General features: G+C 58.5%; 10 protein-coding genes. 3 read left to right on the top strand and 7 right to left on the bottom strand.

The window, feature by feature from the left end; all coding sequences use genetic code 11:
• Nucleotides 1-54: 54 nt before the first annotated feature.
• Nucleotides 55-1,275 (bottom strand): N-acetylmuramoyl-L-alanine amidase, encoded by a 1,221-nt coding sequence (locus AC2FLZ_RS02665; protein ID WP_496881709.1) that lies wholly within the window; start codon nucleotides 1,273-1,275, stop codon nucleotides 55-57.
• 66 nt (nucleotides 1,276-1,341) lie between these two features.
• Complete coding sequence (locus tag AC2FLZ_RS02660) at nucleotides 1,342-2,505, bottom strand: pyridoxal phosphate-dependent aminotransferase (RefSeq protein WP_496808717.1); 1,164 nt, start codon at nucleotides 2,503-2,505, stop codon at nucleotides 1,342-1,344.
• On the opposite strand from AC2FLZ_RS02660, the gene AC2FLZ_RS02655 reads away from it, so the two are divergent.
• Together AC2FLZ_RS02655 and AC2FLZ_RS02650 are read left to right on the top strand one after the other, a co-directional pair.
• Nucleotides 2,504-3,886, top strand: a complete 1,383-nt coding sequence (locus AC2FLZ_RS02655) for a M48 family metalloprotease (RefSeq protein ID WP_496881708.1) — start codon at nucleotides 2,504-2,506, stop codon at nucleotides 3,884-3,886. The genes AC2FLZ_RS02660 and AC2FLZ_RS02655 overlap by 2 nt on opposite strands.
• Nucleotides 3,883-4,641: a DsbA family protein gene (locus AC2FLZ_RS02650; RefSeq protein WP_480553759.1), complete on the top strand. Its 759-nt coding sequence runs from the start codon at nucleotides 3,883-3,885 to the stop codon at nucleotides 4,639-4,641. Before AC2FLZ_RS02655 ends, AC2FLZ_RS02650 begins: the two co-directional genes overlap by 4 nt.
• A 57-nt stretch (nucleotides 4,642-4,698) precedes the next feature.
• Here the strand turns inward: AC2FLZ_RS02650 and AC2FLZ_RS02645 are convergent, their stop codons facing one another.
• From AC2FLZ_RS02645 to hemA, 4 genes are all read right to left on the bottom strand, one after another.
• Nucleotides 4,699-5,517 (bottom strand): DUF2189 domain-containing protein, encoded by an 819-nt coding sequence (locus AC2FLZ_RS02645; protein WP_480473337.1) that lies wholly within the window; start codon nucleotides 5,515-5,517, stop codon nucleotides 4,699-4,701.
• A 166-nt stretch (nucleotides 5,518-5,683) separates the two neighbouring features.
• Entirely contained in the window at nucleotides 5,684-6,805 is a 1,122-nt protein-coding gene (gene ispG / locus AC2FLZ_RS02640; protein WP_480473338.1) for a flavodoxin-dependent (E)-4-hydroxy-3-methylbut-2-enyl-diphosphate synthase, read from the bottom strand.
• A 71-nt stretch (nucleotides 6,806-6,876) separates the two neighbouring features.
• On the bottom strand, nucleotides 6,877-8,082 hold the full coding sequence (locus AC2FLZ_RS02635; protein WP_496881707.1) for a helix-turn-helix domain-containing protein: 1,206 nt from the start codon (nucleotides 8,080-8,082) through the stop codon (nucleotides 6,877-6,879).
• Between the two features lie 129 nt (nucleotides 8,083-8,211).
• Nucleotides 8,212-9,435: a 5-aminolevulinate synthase gene (gene hemA / locus AC2FLZ_RS02630; protein ID WP_496881706.1), complete on the bottom strand. Its 1,224-nt coding sequence runs from the start codon at nucleotides 9,433-9,435 to the stop codon at nucleotides 8,212-8,214.
• A gap of 327 nt (nucleotides 9,436-9,762) precedes the next feature.
• Between hemA and AC2FLZ_RS02625 the strand changes: the two genes are divergently transcribed.
• On the top strand, nucleotides 9,763-11,148 hold the full coding sequence (locus AC2FLZ_RS02625) for a M20/M25/M40 family metallo-hydrolase (protein ID WP_496881705.1): 1,386 nt from the start codon (nucleotides 9,763-9,765) through the stop codon (nucleotides 11,146-11,148).
• A gap of 153 nt (nucleotides 11,149-11,301) precedes the next feature.
• On the opposite strand, the gene lpdA is transcribed toward AC2FLZ_RS02625, so the two are convergent.
• Nucleotides 11,302-12,696 (bottom strand): dihydrolipoyl dehydrogenase, encoded by a 1,395-nt coding sequence (gene lpdA, locus AC2FLZ_RS02620; protein ID WP_480517424.1) that lies wholly within the window; start codon nucleotides 12,694-12,696, stop codon nucleotides 11,302-11,304.
• Nucleotides 12,697-12,835: the final 139 nt, after the last annotated feature.

The following is a 12,835-nucleotide window of genomic DNA, read 5'->3' as shown; positions in this document are numbered from 1 at the left end:
CGCCGCCCAAGGGTCAAAACACCGAGCGTATTCTAGCCGTTTTACGCCGCAAGGTCACTGACCAATAAGGGATTTGAGGATCACATCCTGCTGGCGCCAATCCTCAAGCCCCCGATGAATTCCCAGCGCCATTCTTGCACGCCAATCAGGATCTTTGAGGTTCTTCAGGTCTCTGGGACTGGACAGAAATCCAAGCTCGACCAGAACCGACGGGATGTCCGCCGCCTTGAGTACTGAAAAAGATGCGGTACGCAAGGGTTTGCCGTTCATCGGCCCGCCTTGTTGTGCCAGGCCGTTTGCGATGGCCTTGGCCAGCGCGCTTGTGCGTGGCATCGTTTCCTGACGGGCCATGTCCAGCAGAACATCGGTGACCTGATCATCCGCCCCGTTCAGATCGATACCGGAAATCAAATCCCCGCGGTCGTGCCGTTCCGCCAGCTTCGCACTGGCCACATCCGAGGCATCGTTGGACAGGGTATAAACCACAGCGCCATGCGCCCGCCCTTCGGACAGGGAATCAGCGTGCAGCGAAATGAACAGGTCCGCACCGGCCCGGTGCGCCAGCGCAATTCGGCGCTCCAGCGAGACGAACTGATCGTCGACCCGCGTCAGAACCACCTCGTACCCGCCTGATCTTAGAAGGATTTCGCGCAGCTCACGTGCGAAAGTCAGCATCAGGGTTTTTTCATCAATCGCGTCAGTCTCGGCCCCCGGGTCAATGCCTCCGTGGCCCGGATCCAGCATGACACGCAAGGGTCGGTCGGCACCGCGCACCGCGGCTTGAGGCACATCCGCCGGTTCCGGCAAGTCCCAGCCCGGGTTTCGCGGCGCACCTGCCGAGGCGTTGAAGGCATCGAAATCCGTCCCCTTGAGGTCGAGCGACAGCAATGCAGCACCTGAATCCTCTGCCACCGACATTTCTGCTTTCGTCACTGCCATCGGCGCCCCCAGTTCCAGCACCAGACGTGACCAACCCGGAACATATGCGCCAAACTGCACGCCGCTGATGCGATCGGATTGCAGGAAATCTTCGCGGATCAGCCCGACCCAATCCACTTCGTTGAAGTCCAGAACCATACGGTAGGGATCCTGCAAGGTGAAAATCCTGTAGGGAACGCCCTGACTGAGGGCGATGTCCACCCGAACACCGGTACGCCCGACATCCGTAATACGGCTCTGGTCAGGCTGGACACGCGCCAACGCGCTGAAATCCTGCGCAATGGCACCACCAGCCAACGCCCAACACAGCGCAATGCTAAAGAAGATCCTGCTCATGGCCTCAAGTTTTCCCGAGATCGTTTGCCGGGCACCCTATACCACAAGCGGCCGCTTGTGAACGGCTCAGGCCGGTTCCCTGACAGCGCCGCGCCGCGCCATAAAAAGGCGCAAACGCTCAAGCCCTTCCTGAATGTCATCCGTCGCGCGCGCATAGGAAAAACGCAATGTGGTATGGCCGCGCTGCGGGTCGAAATCCAGCCCTGGCGTCACGGCCACACCGGCCAGTTCCAGAATCTCGGCCGCAAATGTGCGGCTGTCGTCGGTCAGGTCGGATACATCTGCATAAACATAAAACGCCCCGTCGGGCGGCGCTATGTTCGAAAACCCGGCCTTGGGCAGCCCGTCCAGCATCAGCGCGCGATTGCGGCGGTACACATCCAGATTGGCTTGTAATTCGTCGTCGCAATCCATCGCAGCCAGCGCTGCGACCTGGCTGGCATGAGGGGCGCAGATGAACATGTTCTGAGCAATCCGTTCGACCACGCGCACCTGATCCTCAGGCACCACCATCCAGCCAACGCGCCATCCGGTCATCGAAAAGTATTTCGAGAACGAGTTGATCACATAGCATTCATCAGTCAGCTCCAGCGCCGTCACGGCCTTGGCTTCGTATTCCAGCCCGTGGTAAATCTCATCACTGATGAACGACGCGCCCTGCCCGTGCGCCGCCTGGATCAGGGTGCTCATGGCGGCACGGTCCAGCATCGTACCGGTCGGATTTGCGGGCGAGGCAACCATCAGCCCTTTCAGGTCCATCCCCTGAATATCCGCCGCCACGGGCTGCAACCTGTTTTCCGGCGCGGTCGGCAGGTCGACCGGGACCAGCCCCAGCGCCTTCAGGATCTGGCGATAGGACGGATAGCCGGGCGCCCCGATACCGACACGGTCACCGCTGTCGAACAATGCGGTAAAGGTCAGCAGGAATCCGCCGGACGAGCCAGGTGTGATCACCACCCGCTCTGGGTTCAGATCGACATTGTACCAATCCCCGTAAAGCCGGGCGATCCGCTGCCTCAGGGCGGGCAGACCCAGGGCAACCGTATAGCCCAGCGGGCCTTGCTCCATCGCCGCGGCCAAAGCCTCGGTCGCGCCCTTTGGCGCGCCGGTTCCGGGTTGGCCGACTTCCATGTGGATCACGTGGCGACCCGCCTCTTCGGCCTTGCGTGCCGCCTCCATCACATCCATCACGATGAAGGGATCGACCCCGGACCGGGTTGAGTTTCTCATGCCCATCTCCCATGTTGCAGTCATGGCTTTTGAGCGCGTATCCCGGTTGGCGTCAATCCCGGCCCTGATGGTTGCCGTTGTCGTCTGGCTGGCGGCAGCGATGCAATCGCACGCGCAGAGCCTAGTCCGCGACCCTGATATCGAACATGGCCTGCGTGAACTGGCCTTTCCGGTGTTGCGGGCTGCGGGGCTGAACACGAACCGGGTTCAGATTCTGGTCGTAAACGACAACACGTTCAACGCATTCGTCATCGACTACAACGCGATTTATGTGAACTACGGGCTGATTCTGACCGTCGAAAGCCCTGAGATGTTGCAGGCTGTCATCGCCCACGAGGCCGCCCATATCTCGAATGGTCATCTGGCGCGACGGGCTGAGAACCTGAAAGCCGCGCAGCGCAACGCCAGCCTCGGCACGGCTTTGGCCCTGCTGGCTGCAGCGGCGGGTGGGGGCGAGGCCGCCATCGGGATCGCTGCTGGCACCCAAGGCGCGGCAATCCGCGGTTTTCTGGGTCACACCCGCGCGGAAGAGGCATCCGCCGACCGCAGCGCCGCAAGTTACCTGCGATGGGCCGAAATCTCACCCAGCGGGATGGTGGAGTTGCACCGAAAGTTCGCCGGTCAGGAACTGCTGAGTGTCGCCAACCAGGACCCCTATATGCGATCACACCCGACAAGCCGTGATCGTCTGCGCGCCGCCGAGGCTTTCCTGGATGAGTTTGGCGACCGAGCCGTTCCAAACCCCAATGCGGATTACTGGTTTGCGCGGGTTAAAGGCAAGCTGTCGGCCTTTCTGCGGTCGCCCAGTTGGACCTTGCGGCGCGCCGGCGAAGAACCCTACCGCGACATCCGCCTGATGCGAGAGGCTTCGGCCTATCATCAGAATCGCGATCTGTCCCGCGCTCGTGCCGCGATAGACTCGGCGCTTGCCGAGCGTCCTGATGACCCGTTCTATTACGACCTGAAAGGGCAAATCCTGTTGGAAAACAGAAGGGTAAGCGAGGCTGTTAAAGCCTACGCAAGCGCTGTTGAAATGGCACCTAACAATGCGTTGATCCTTGCGGGCTATGGGCGCGCACTGTTGGCGCAAGGGGAAACAAAACAGGCATTGAATGCACTGGAACAGGCGCGTGCGCGCGACTTTCGTAATGCACGCCTGATGCAGGACCTGGGTGTGGCTTACGCGCAGGTCGGAAATAACGGCATGGCTTCGACCGTGACGGCAGAGCGCTATGCCCTGCAGGGTCGGATGGAGGATGCCGGAATTCACGCGAAACGGGCCGTGGCGCAATTGCCGGAAGGCTCTCCGGGTTGGCAAAGGGCACAAGACGTGTTGATTGCCTCAGAACGACTCAAGAAAGATAAAAGGAAACGGAAATGATCCTCAGACATGCTGCACCTGCCCTTCTGGGGCTTTCCATGGCGGCGACCTCAGCGCAGGCGCTGGACCTGAACGCGATGAATGATGCCGAAAAGGCAGAGTTTGGCGCTCAGGTACGCGAATACCTGCTGGAAAACCCCGAAGTCATTATCGAGGCAATCAATATCCTCGAACAGCGAAACGCAGTGGCCGAAGCGGCCGCAGACAAGGAACTGGTTGCCGCCAATGCGGCCGAACTGTTCGACGATGGCTTTAGCTGGGTTGGGGGCAACCCGGATGGCGATATCACACTGGTCGAGTTTATGGATTACCGCTGCGGCTATTGCCGCCGCGCGGTGCCCGAAGTGGCAAACCTGCTGGCCAGCGATGGCAATATCCGCTTTGTGATCAAAGAACTGCCAATTCTGGGCGACGCATCTGTTTTGTCCTCTCGCTTTGCGGTGGCAACCAAGCAAGTGGCGGGCAATGACGCCTATAAACAGGTTCACGATGCGCTGATGGAATTCAGCGGCGAACCCTCAGAAGTAACTCTTCGCCGCATCTCTGACGGGCTGGGTCTGGACAGTGACGCGATCATCGCCGCGATGGACAGCGACAGCGTCACGGATGAGATCAGCCGCACCCGCGCCCTGGCGCAACGGATGCAGATTTCGGGCACGCCCTCATTCGTGTTGGGAACCGAGTTGCTGCGCGGCTATCTGCCTGCCGATCAGATGCAGCAGATTGCAGATGGCGTTCGCGCAGAACAGGGTTGATAGGTATTGGGGGCGGCACAGCTGCCCCCAGACAAAAAGGCGGACTGATCGCTGACCTCAGCCGTCTACCGGTTCCACGGCCCGTTGATAGAGATGCCACGTGGTATGGCCAAGGATCGGCAAGGTAAAGATCAAGCCCATAAACGCCGGAACCATCGACAATAACATTGTGACCGAGATGATCGCTGCCCAGCCGAGCATGACCACAGGGCTTTCCGAGACGACGCGTAAAGACGTCAACATGGCTGAAACGAAATTTGTTTCCCGGTCCAGAAGCATGGGCATGGCGACGACAGTGACCGAAAACAAGACAGCCGACAGAAACGCCCCGACACAGGTGCCGATTGCTAGGAATGTCCAGCCCTGCGGGGTGAACAAGATGATGTTCAAGAATCCGTCAAAATCCGAAAAGGATGAATTCTGCAGGATGATCGCAAGCCAAAGCCGGACCTGGTAAACCCAAACCCAGAAAATGAACAGCGTAACAAAGGCCATCCAGCCCATTTCGCGCTTGCGTTGATCGGCCATGACTGTGAGGATTTCATACCAGCCAAATTTCTCTCCCTTCTGTAACCGCCGGGACATCTCATAAAGTCCTGCAGCGGCGAAAGGCGCGACCAGAGGAAACCCGACAATCGCTGGGATGATCATCCAGATCTTGCCAAGCCAGACCAAGCTCCAGACCATCAGGATGCCGAAAGCCGCATAGAAAAACCCGAAGAAACCGCTCATGAAGGGGCGCGCCAGAAAATCGGAGAACCCAGCTTTTAGCGACGCCTTTATATCATCCGAAGTAACCCGATTGACCTTGGGCATGGCCTGCTGGTGTGGCGTCAGGTTCTCAGGTGGCGTAGGGCCTGCGGTCTTGGATGTCATGACACACTCCTCCCAAAGCATGGGTCCGCGCTGTTCTGTTTACCGACTGAACCGGCGGCGAAACAGGCATCGTTCGGTCACGAAACAAGTTTGCAACAGCTCAGGCATCAGGGCAAGGGATGAGTAAGGTCGCTATGTCTGCCTTACCGACACAGCCGACCCCACACTACTCCGCCGCTTCCGCAGCCGCGTCCAGTTCCGCGGCTTTCTTTTCGACCTGCTCCACGATGTGGTCGATCATCTGATCGTTGGACATCTTATGGCTGGCCTTGCCCGCCAGATAGACCATCCCGGATCCTGCCCCGCCACCGGTAAACCCGACATCGGTCATCAGCGCCTCGCCCGGTCCGTTGACCACGCAGCCGATGATTGACAGGCTCATCGGTGTCTTGATGTGTTCCAGACGACGTTCCAGCGCCTCGACGGTCTTGATAACGTCAAACCCCTGCCGCGCGCAGGACGGGCATGAGATGATGTTGACGCCACGGTGGCGCAGACCAAGGGATTTGAGGATTTCAAAGCCGACCTTCACCTCTTCCACCGGATCGGCAGACAGGCTGACGCGGATCGTGTCGCCGATCCCCATCCACAGCAGGTTGCCCAACCCGATGGCGGATTTGATGGTGCCGGACACCAGTCCGCCCGCCTCGGTGATACCCAGATGGATGGGCGCATCAGTGGCTTCGGCTATGCCCTGATACGCGGCGGCGGACAGGAATACGTCGCTGGCCTTCACACTGATCTTGAACTCGTGAAAATCATTGTCCTGAAGGATGCGGATATGTTCCAACCCGCTTTCGACCATCGCCTCGGGGCACGGTTCGCCATATTTCTCAAGCAGGTGCTTTTCCAGGCTGCCTGCATTTACGCCGATGCGGATCGAGCAATTGTGGTCGCGCGCGGCCTGAATGACTTCTTTCACCCGACTTTCATCGCCGATGTTGCCGGGATTGATACGCAGACAGGCAGCGCCTGCCTCGGCCGCTTCGATACCACGGCGATAGTGAAAATGGATGTCCGCAACGATGGGCACCGGGCTTTCGCGCACGATTTCTTTCAATGCCTTAGCCGACGCCTCATCTGGGACTGAAACGCGCACGATATCCGCGCCAGCCTCGGCTGCGGCCTGAACTTGCGCCACCGTTGCCGCCACATCGGTGGTCAGGGTGTTGGTCATGGTCTGAACGGCGATCGGGGCATCCCCCCCGACGGGAACGTTACCGACCATGATTTGACGGGATTTACGACGATATATGTCACGCCAGGGGCGCACGTGATTAAGGGACATAAGGACGGATCCGCGTCTGCCTGAGTTGCGACTGTAGATAGTCCGGCAAAGGGGTTACCGCAATGGCAAGATCACTCGGCGGGCGCTTCTGTCGCCTCGGTTTGCAGTTCAGCCACCAATTGCTTGAGAGCGCTGTTCTGTTCCGCCTCAAGATCGGCAACGGCATAAACTTCAGACACCGCGTCTTTCGAAAGGATCACCCCTTTGGCAACCGTGCCGGGTGCCCCTGCCGGGCCATAGTGCTCGCCGTTCATTGAGAAATAAACCGATCCCGACGCCCCTGCCCGCAACAGCGGTGGTTCTTCCGTTAGCGGAACCTCAAAGACACTGCCTTGCTCGACCGTTCCAAGGGTCCCTTCGAAAATAACACTGCCATCCGCCGCCGTCACCCGCATCCAAGAAGGATCGACAGCAACGATTTTCAGCATGGTATCAATCTGTTCCACGACCTGCGGCAAGGATGGTCGTTCAACCGTGTGCACTTCGGCGACTTCGAACTGCGGCAGGCTTGGCGGGCGGAAGGTTCCGACATCGCGTGGATCAAGGGTCGAAATCGGCGCATCGCGGGCAACCAGAACCGGAACATCCAAGGCCTGCGGACGATAGAGGCGGTCCAGTGCCTCGGTGTTCGCCGCAGCAACCGCATCATCGACAACGCCGTCGCGCACGGCATCCAGCGGATCAAGGTCGGAAAGCACCACAGGCGCTTGTTCAACCGGGCTGACCTGTACCTGCTGGATCTTGTTCAGAACCGCCCACCCGCCATAGCCGATGCCACCAATAACCGCCAAAAGCACCAGCGACGATCCGATGGCGCGCGGTTCAATCTGACTGACCAGAGATTCCTTGCCCGGAATATACGGCGTATTGGGCGAGATGAAGGGATCGCGCCCCATTGGCCCACGCGTCGGAAGCGCACCGGTCGGCTTTCGCACCACCGAAGCCTCGGCCGACATGCCATGCGCGACCGAAAAACCGCTTTCCGCGCAGAAAGTCGAGAAGGTTTCATCCGGGTTCATCCCCAGATAACGCGCGTAAGAACGCACATACCCGGCGATAAAGCCGGGCGTGTCAAAGGCATCAGGATCTGCGTTTTCGATGGCAGCAATGTAGTTGGCTTTGATCCTCAGCTCGCGCTGAACATCCAACAGGGATTTGCCCATGGTTGCGCGTTCGCCGCGCATCTTGTCACCAAGGCGTACCTCGTAGTCGTCAAACCCTTTCGGTCTGACATCTACATCCTCATCAGATTCGCGCTGTGATCTGCGCCCAATCATTCCTGCTGCCCCATTCTGCCTGTCGCGCGTTTCGCGTTAGCGGCGAATCATCCCCAAAACGATTCGTCCGCCGATTTTGTTAGCGTAAGCTTAACACGCGGCAAATACGTTGCACACTTTGGCGTGAGGTTAACCGGCAAGTTCGGCGCGATTTAGCGCACAATGTGACCAAAGTTCGTCCATCGCCTGTACCAGACGGTTCATTTCGTCAGGCCCATGCACCGGAGAAGGGGTAAAGCGCAGACGCTCGGTTCCGCGCGGAACGGTCGGGAAATTGATCGGTTGCACATAAATGCCGTAATCATCCAACAGCATATCGCTGAGCTTCTTGGTATGGACCGGGTTTCCGACGATCACGGGCACGATATGGCTTCCGTGGTCGATCAGCGGTAGCCCCATCCCCTTCAACCGCAGCTTGAGGATTTTGGCCTGCGTCTGATGCTGCTCACGCAGTTCAGGTGCAGTTTTCAGGTAGGCAACAGATGCAGCAGACCCGGCCGCAACCGCAGGTGGCAGGGACGTGGTAAAGATAAAGCCCGGCGCATATGACCGCACGGCGTCGCACATCTTGGCGCTGGCCGCGATATAGCCGCCCATCACGCCATAGGCTTTTGCCAGCGTGCCATTGATGATGTCGATCCGGTGGGCAAGGTTATCGCGCTCGGTCACACCGCCGCCGCGCGGGCCATACATGCCTACTGCATGCACTTCATCAATATAGGTCAGCGCACCGAATTCATCCGCCAGATCGCAGATCTCTTCGATCGGACCAAAATCGCCGTCCATGGAATAAACCGACTCGAATACGATCAATTTGGGTGCGGCCGGATCGTCCGCCTCAAGCAGCTCGCGCAGATGCGCCACATCATTGTGCCGGAAGATGCGCTTGGCTCCGCCATTCCGGCGCACGCCTTCGATCATCGAGGCATGGTTCAGCGCGTCAGAGTAGATGATCAGGCCCGGGAACAGTTTAGGCAGCGTGCTGAGCGTTGCGTCATTGGCGATATAGGCGCTGGTAAAAAGCAGCGCGGCTTCCTTGCCGTGAAGATCGGCCAGTTCAGCTTCAAGCCTTTTATGATAAACCGTGGTGCCCGAGATATTGCGCGTACCGCCTGAACCTGCACCGGCTGCATCAACAGCTTCGTGCATTGCATTCAGAACGACCGGGTTTTGCCCCATGCCCAGATAATCGTTGCCGCACCATACGGTGATGTTCTGCTGTGACCCGTCCGGACGTGTGCGCACCGCATGGGGAAAATACCCATTGCGACGTTCGATATCGATGAAGGTCCGGTAACGACCTTCATCATGCAGCCTGGCAATCGCTGAATCGAGCTGAGCAGTATAGTCCAAAGGACCCTCCTTGAACGCCCGTATCCGGTTTCCCATTGGGCGATATTTTCGCCACCTCCCACAGCTTACCCTGTTTCGGTGGCTTTGTGTTCCCTTATTCAGCTGGTTACAGCCGAAAAGGTGAACCCAACTTTGATTTGCATCAAATATAAGTTTGCACCCCATCCGACAAGTAAAGTTACGGCCATCGAACGCGTGGAAACGACGCAGGTCTCGCCTCCCTACCCAAAGCTTACGCTGCCGGGCCGCAATTCGTGTCAACAACTCTGGACGGCGCCGACAACGCTGCTAGGGTTCGCGGGAACAAAAAACAGGCAGGAGCCCCCCATGTCGCTAGACGCCGTGTTGAACCGGATTGACGAAGATCTGCAAACCTCGATCGACCGCCTGATGGAACTGCTGCGCATCCCGTCGATCTCGACTGACCCCGCATACAAGGCCGAGGTTAGCCGCGCCGCGGACTGGCTGGTCGCCGATCTGAACAGCATCGGGATTGCGGCAGAGAAACGGGAAACACCGGGCCACCCGATGGTTGTTGGCCACGTGGGTGAGGACGCGACTGCGCCGCATTTCCTGTTTTATGGCCACTACGATGTGCAGCCGGTCGATCCGTTGAACCTGTGGAACCGGGATCCATTCGATCCCGCCATTGAGGACACCGAAACCGGACCGGTCATCAGCGGACGCGGAGCGTCAGACGACAAAGGCCAGCTAATGACTTTTGTCGAAGCCTGCCGCGCCTGGAAGGCCGTACACGGATCCTTGCCCTGCCGCATCACTTTCTTTTTCGAGGGCGAAGAAGAATCAGGCTCGCCCTCACTGGTTCCTTTCCTCAAGGAAAATGCCGCCGAACTCAAAGCGGATCTGGCGCTGGTCTGCGATACATCCATGGTATCACGCGGCGTTCCGTCGATTGCGGCGCAGTTGAGGGGCATGCTGAAGGACGAGTTTACCATTGTGGGGCCGCGCATCGACCTGCATTCCGGCCACTATGGCGGCCCGGGCCTGAATCCGCTGCGCGAACTGTCGAAAATCGTGACCTCTTTTTATGACGACGAAACCGGGCGGATCGCTGTCGACGGGTTCTACGAAGGCGTGCATGAAGTACCCGAAGACCAGTTGCGCCAATGGCAGAATTGCGGCTTCGACGAAGCGGATTATCTGAATTCGGTCGGCTACACCCAGCCGCATGGCGAAAAGGGTTACTCCACCTTGGAGCAACAATGGGCACGACCAACGCTCGAAGTGAACGGGCTGTGGGGTGGTTATAACGGTGCGGGCTCCAAAACCGTTATTCCGTCCAAGGCCCATTGCAAAATCACCTGCCGTCTTGTTGGTGACATGGACCCGGACGCGCTGCGCGCCAAAATCCGCAAACATGTCGAGGATCAGCTATCCCCGGACGCCAAAGTGGTCTGGGATAACGATATGGAAGGGTCTCCCGCTTCGGTCATGAATATCACCCGCCCCGAATTCGAAGCCGCGCGCGGCGCATTGTCGGATGAATGGGACCGCGAGGCAGTGTTCACTGGAATGGGGGGATCAATCCCTGTTGTCGGCTATTTCAACACCGTTCTGGGGCTCGACTCGATGCTGGTTGGCTATGCAAACGAAGATGATGCCATCCATTCGCCGAACGAGAAATATGACGTGAAAAGCTTCCACAAGGGCATCCGGTCATGGGCGCGCATTCTGGATGCTTTGAACAAATAGGTCTTTTGCGAGGCTCTGCCTCGCGCTCCGGGATATTTGCAGCCAGATGAATAAAGGATCCCTGCTTCATCTGGCCTAAAATATCCCGGGGGAGGCGCGCGGCACGCGCGGCGGGGGCAGAGCCCCCAACCCTGACGGGGAACTACGCCGATCTTACATATGGATCACGCGACCATAGGCATCCAGCACACTTTCGTGCATCATCTCTGACAGTGTCGGGTGCGGGAAGACGGTGTTCATCAGGTCTTCTTCCGTTGTCTCCAGCTGGCGACCGACCACGTAACCCTGAATCAGTTCGGTAACTTCGGCACCGATCATGTGGGCGCCCAGCAACTCGCCTGTTTTCGCATCAAACACGGTTTTGATCAGCCCGTCCGGCTCACCCAAGGCTATGGCCTTGCCATTGCCGATAAAGGGAAAGCGGCCGACTTTGATGTCGTAACCCAGCTCTTTGGCCTTTGCTTCGGTATATCCAACCGAGGCAACCTGAGGCTGGCAATAGGTGCATCCCGCGATGCTTTCGGGTTTGACCGGGTGCGCATGTTGACCCGCAATGAGGTCCGCGACCATGACACCCTCGTGGCTTGCTTTATGTGCAAGCCAGGGCGCGCCTGCGATGTCACCGATCGCATAAAGGCCCTCAACGCCGGTGCGGCAATACTCGTCCGTAACCACATGTGTCCGGTCGATCTTGACGCCCAGAGCTTCCAGACCAAGGTTTTCGATATTGCCAACGATCCCGACAGCCGAGATCACTGTGTCGAACTCTTGTTTCTCGACCTTGCCCTTTACCTCGATATGCGCGGTCACTTTCCCCTTGCCACGGTCCAGCTGCTTGACCATGGCTTTTTCCATGATGGTCATGCCCTGTTTGGTGAACGCCTTCTTGGCCAATGCGCTGATTTCGGCGTCTTCGACCGGCAACACCCGGTCCATCACCTCGACAACTGTGGTGTCTGCGCCCAGCGTATTGTAGAAGCTGGCAAACTCGATGCCGATCGCACCAGACCCGATGACGAGCAGTTTTTTCGGCATCCGCGGCGGTTGCAGCGCGTGCTTGTACGTCCAGACCAGATCGCCGTCAGCTTCAAGGCCCGGCAGTTCCCGTGCCCGTGCCCCGGTTGCGAGAATGATGTTCTTGGCGGTCAGTTCCTCGGTGCCTTTGTCGGTCTTGACGCTGACCTTGCCCTTTGCAGGGATCGTGGCCTGACCCATCACGACGGCAACCTTGTTCTTCTTCAACAGATGGCCAATGCCTCCTGACAGCTGCGCGGCCACGCCACGGGATCGTTTGACCACCGCGTCCAGATCATATCCGATCTTTTCGGCTTTCAGACCGAAATCCTTGGCGCGCTCCATCAGATGGAACACTTCGGACGACCGCAACAGCGCCTTGGTCGGAATACAGCCCCAGTTCAGGCAGATCCCCCCCAAATGCTCGCGCTCGACCACTGCGGTTTTCAGGCCCAGCTGGGCTGCGCGGATTGCAGCGACATAGCCGCCGGGGCCAGCCCCGATTACGATCAGATCATAGGATTGTGCAGCCATGTGTTCCTCTCGGCGCAGGAGTTGAAAATTTAGTTTACCATTAAACTATTATTCGGAACGCATCAACACACCGTTCCCGCGACAAATAGGACGCAGGGTAAGCGATGCCTGAACTTGCGGATTTCAGCCTATACCCCGG

The organism is Ruegeria sp. YKSF131 (assembly GCF_059612645.1).
The sequence above is the reverse complement of the archived record's forward strand: the minus strand, read 5'-3'. Positions and strand labels throughout refer to the sequence as shown.

Bases quoted from the DNA above. Each gene is read 5' to 3' on its own strand.
- AC2FLZ_RS02665 (WP_496881709.1), bottom strand. From the start codon at position 1,275: ATGAGCAGGATCTTCTTTAGCATTGCGCTGTGTTGGGCGTTGGCTGGT.
- AC2FLZ_RS02655 (WP_496881708.1), top strand. From the start codon at position 2,504: ATGCCCATCTCCCATGTTGCAGTCATGGCTTTTGAGCGCGTATCCCGG.
- AC2FLZ_RS02660 (WP_496808717.1), bottom strand. From the start codon at position 2,505: ATGAGAAACTCAACCCGGTCCGGGGTCGATCCCTTCATCGTGATGGAT.
- AC2FLZ_RS02650 (WP_480553759.1), top strand. From the start codon at position 3,883: ATGATCCTCAGACATGCTGCACCTGCCCTTCTGGGGCTTTCCATGGCG.
- AC2FLZ_RS02645 (WP_480473337.1), bottom strand. From the start codon at position 5,517: ATGACATCCAAGACCGCAGGCCCTACGCCACCTGAGAACCTGACGCCA.
- ispG (WP_480473338.1), bottom strand. From the start codon at position 6,805: ATGTCCCTTAATCACGTGCGCCCCTGGCGTGACATATATCGTCGTAAA.
- AC2FLZ_RS02635 (WP_496881707.1), bottom strand. From the start codon at position 8,082: ATGATTGGGCGCAGATCACAGCGCGAATCTGATGAGGATGTAGATGTC.
- AC2FLZ_RS02625 (WP_496881705.1), top strand. From the start codon at position 9,763: ATGTCGCTAGACGCCGTGTTGAACCGGATTGACGAAGATCTGCAAACC.
- lpdA (WP_480517424.1), bottom strand. From the start codon at position 12,696: ATGGCTGCACAATCCTATGATCTGATCGTAATCGGGGCTGGCCCCGGC.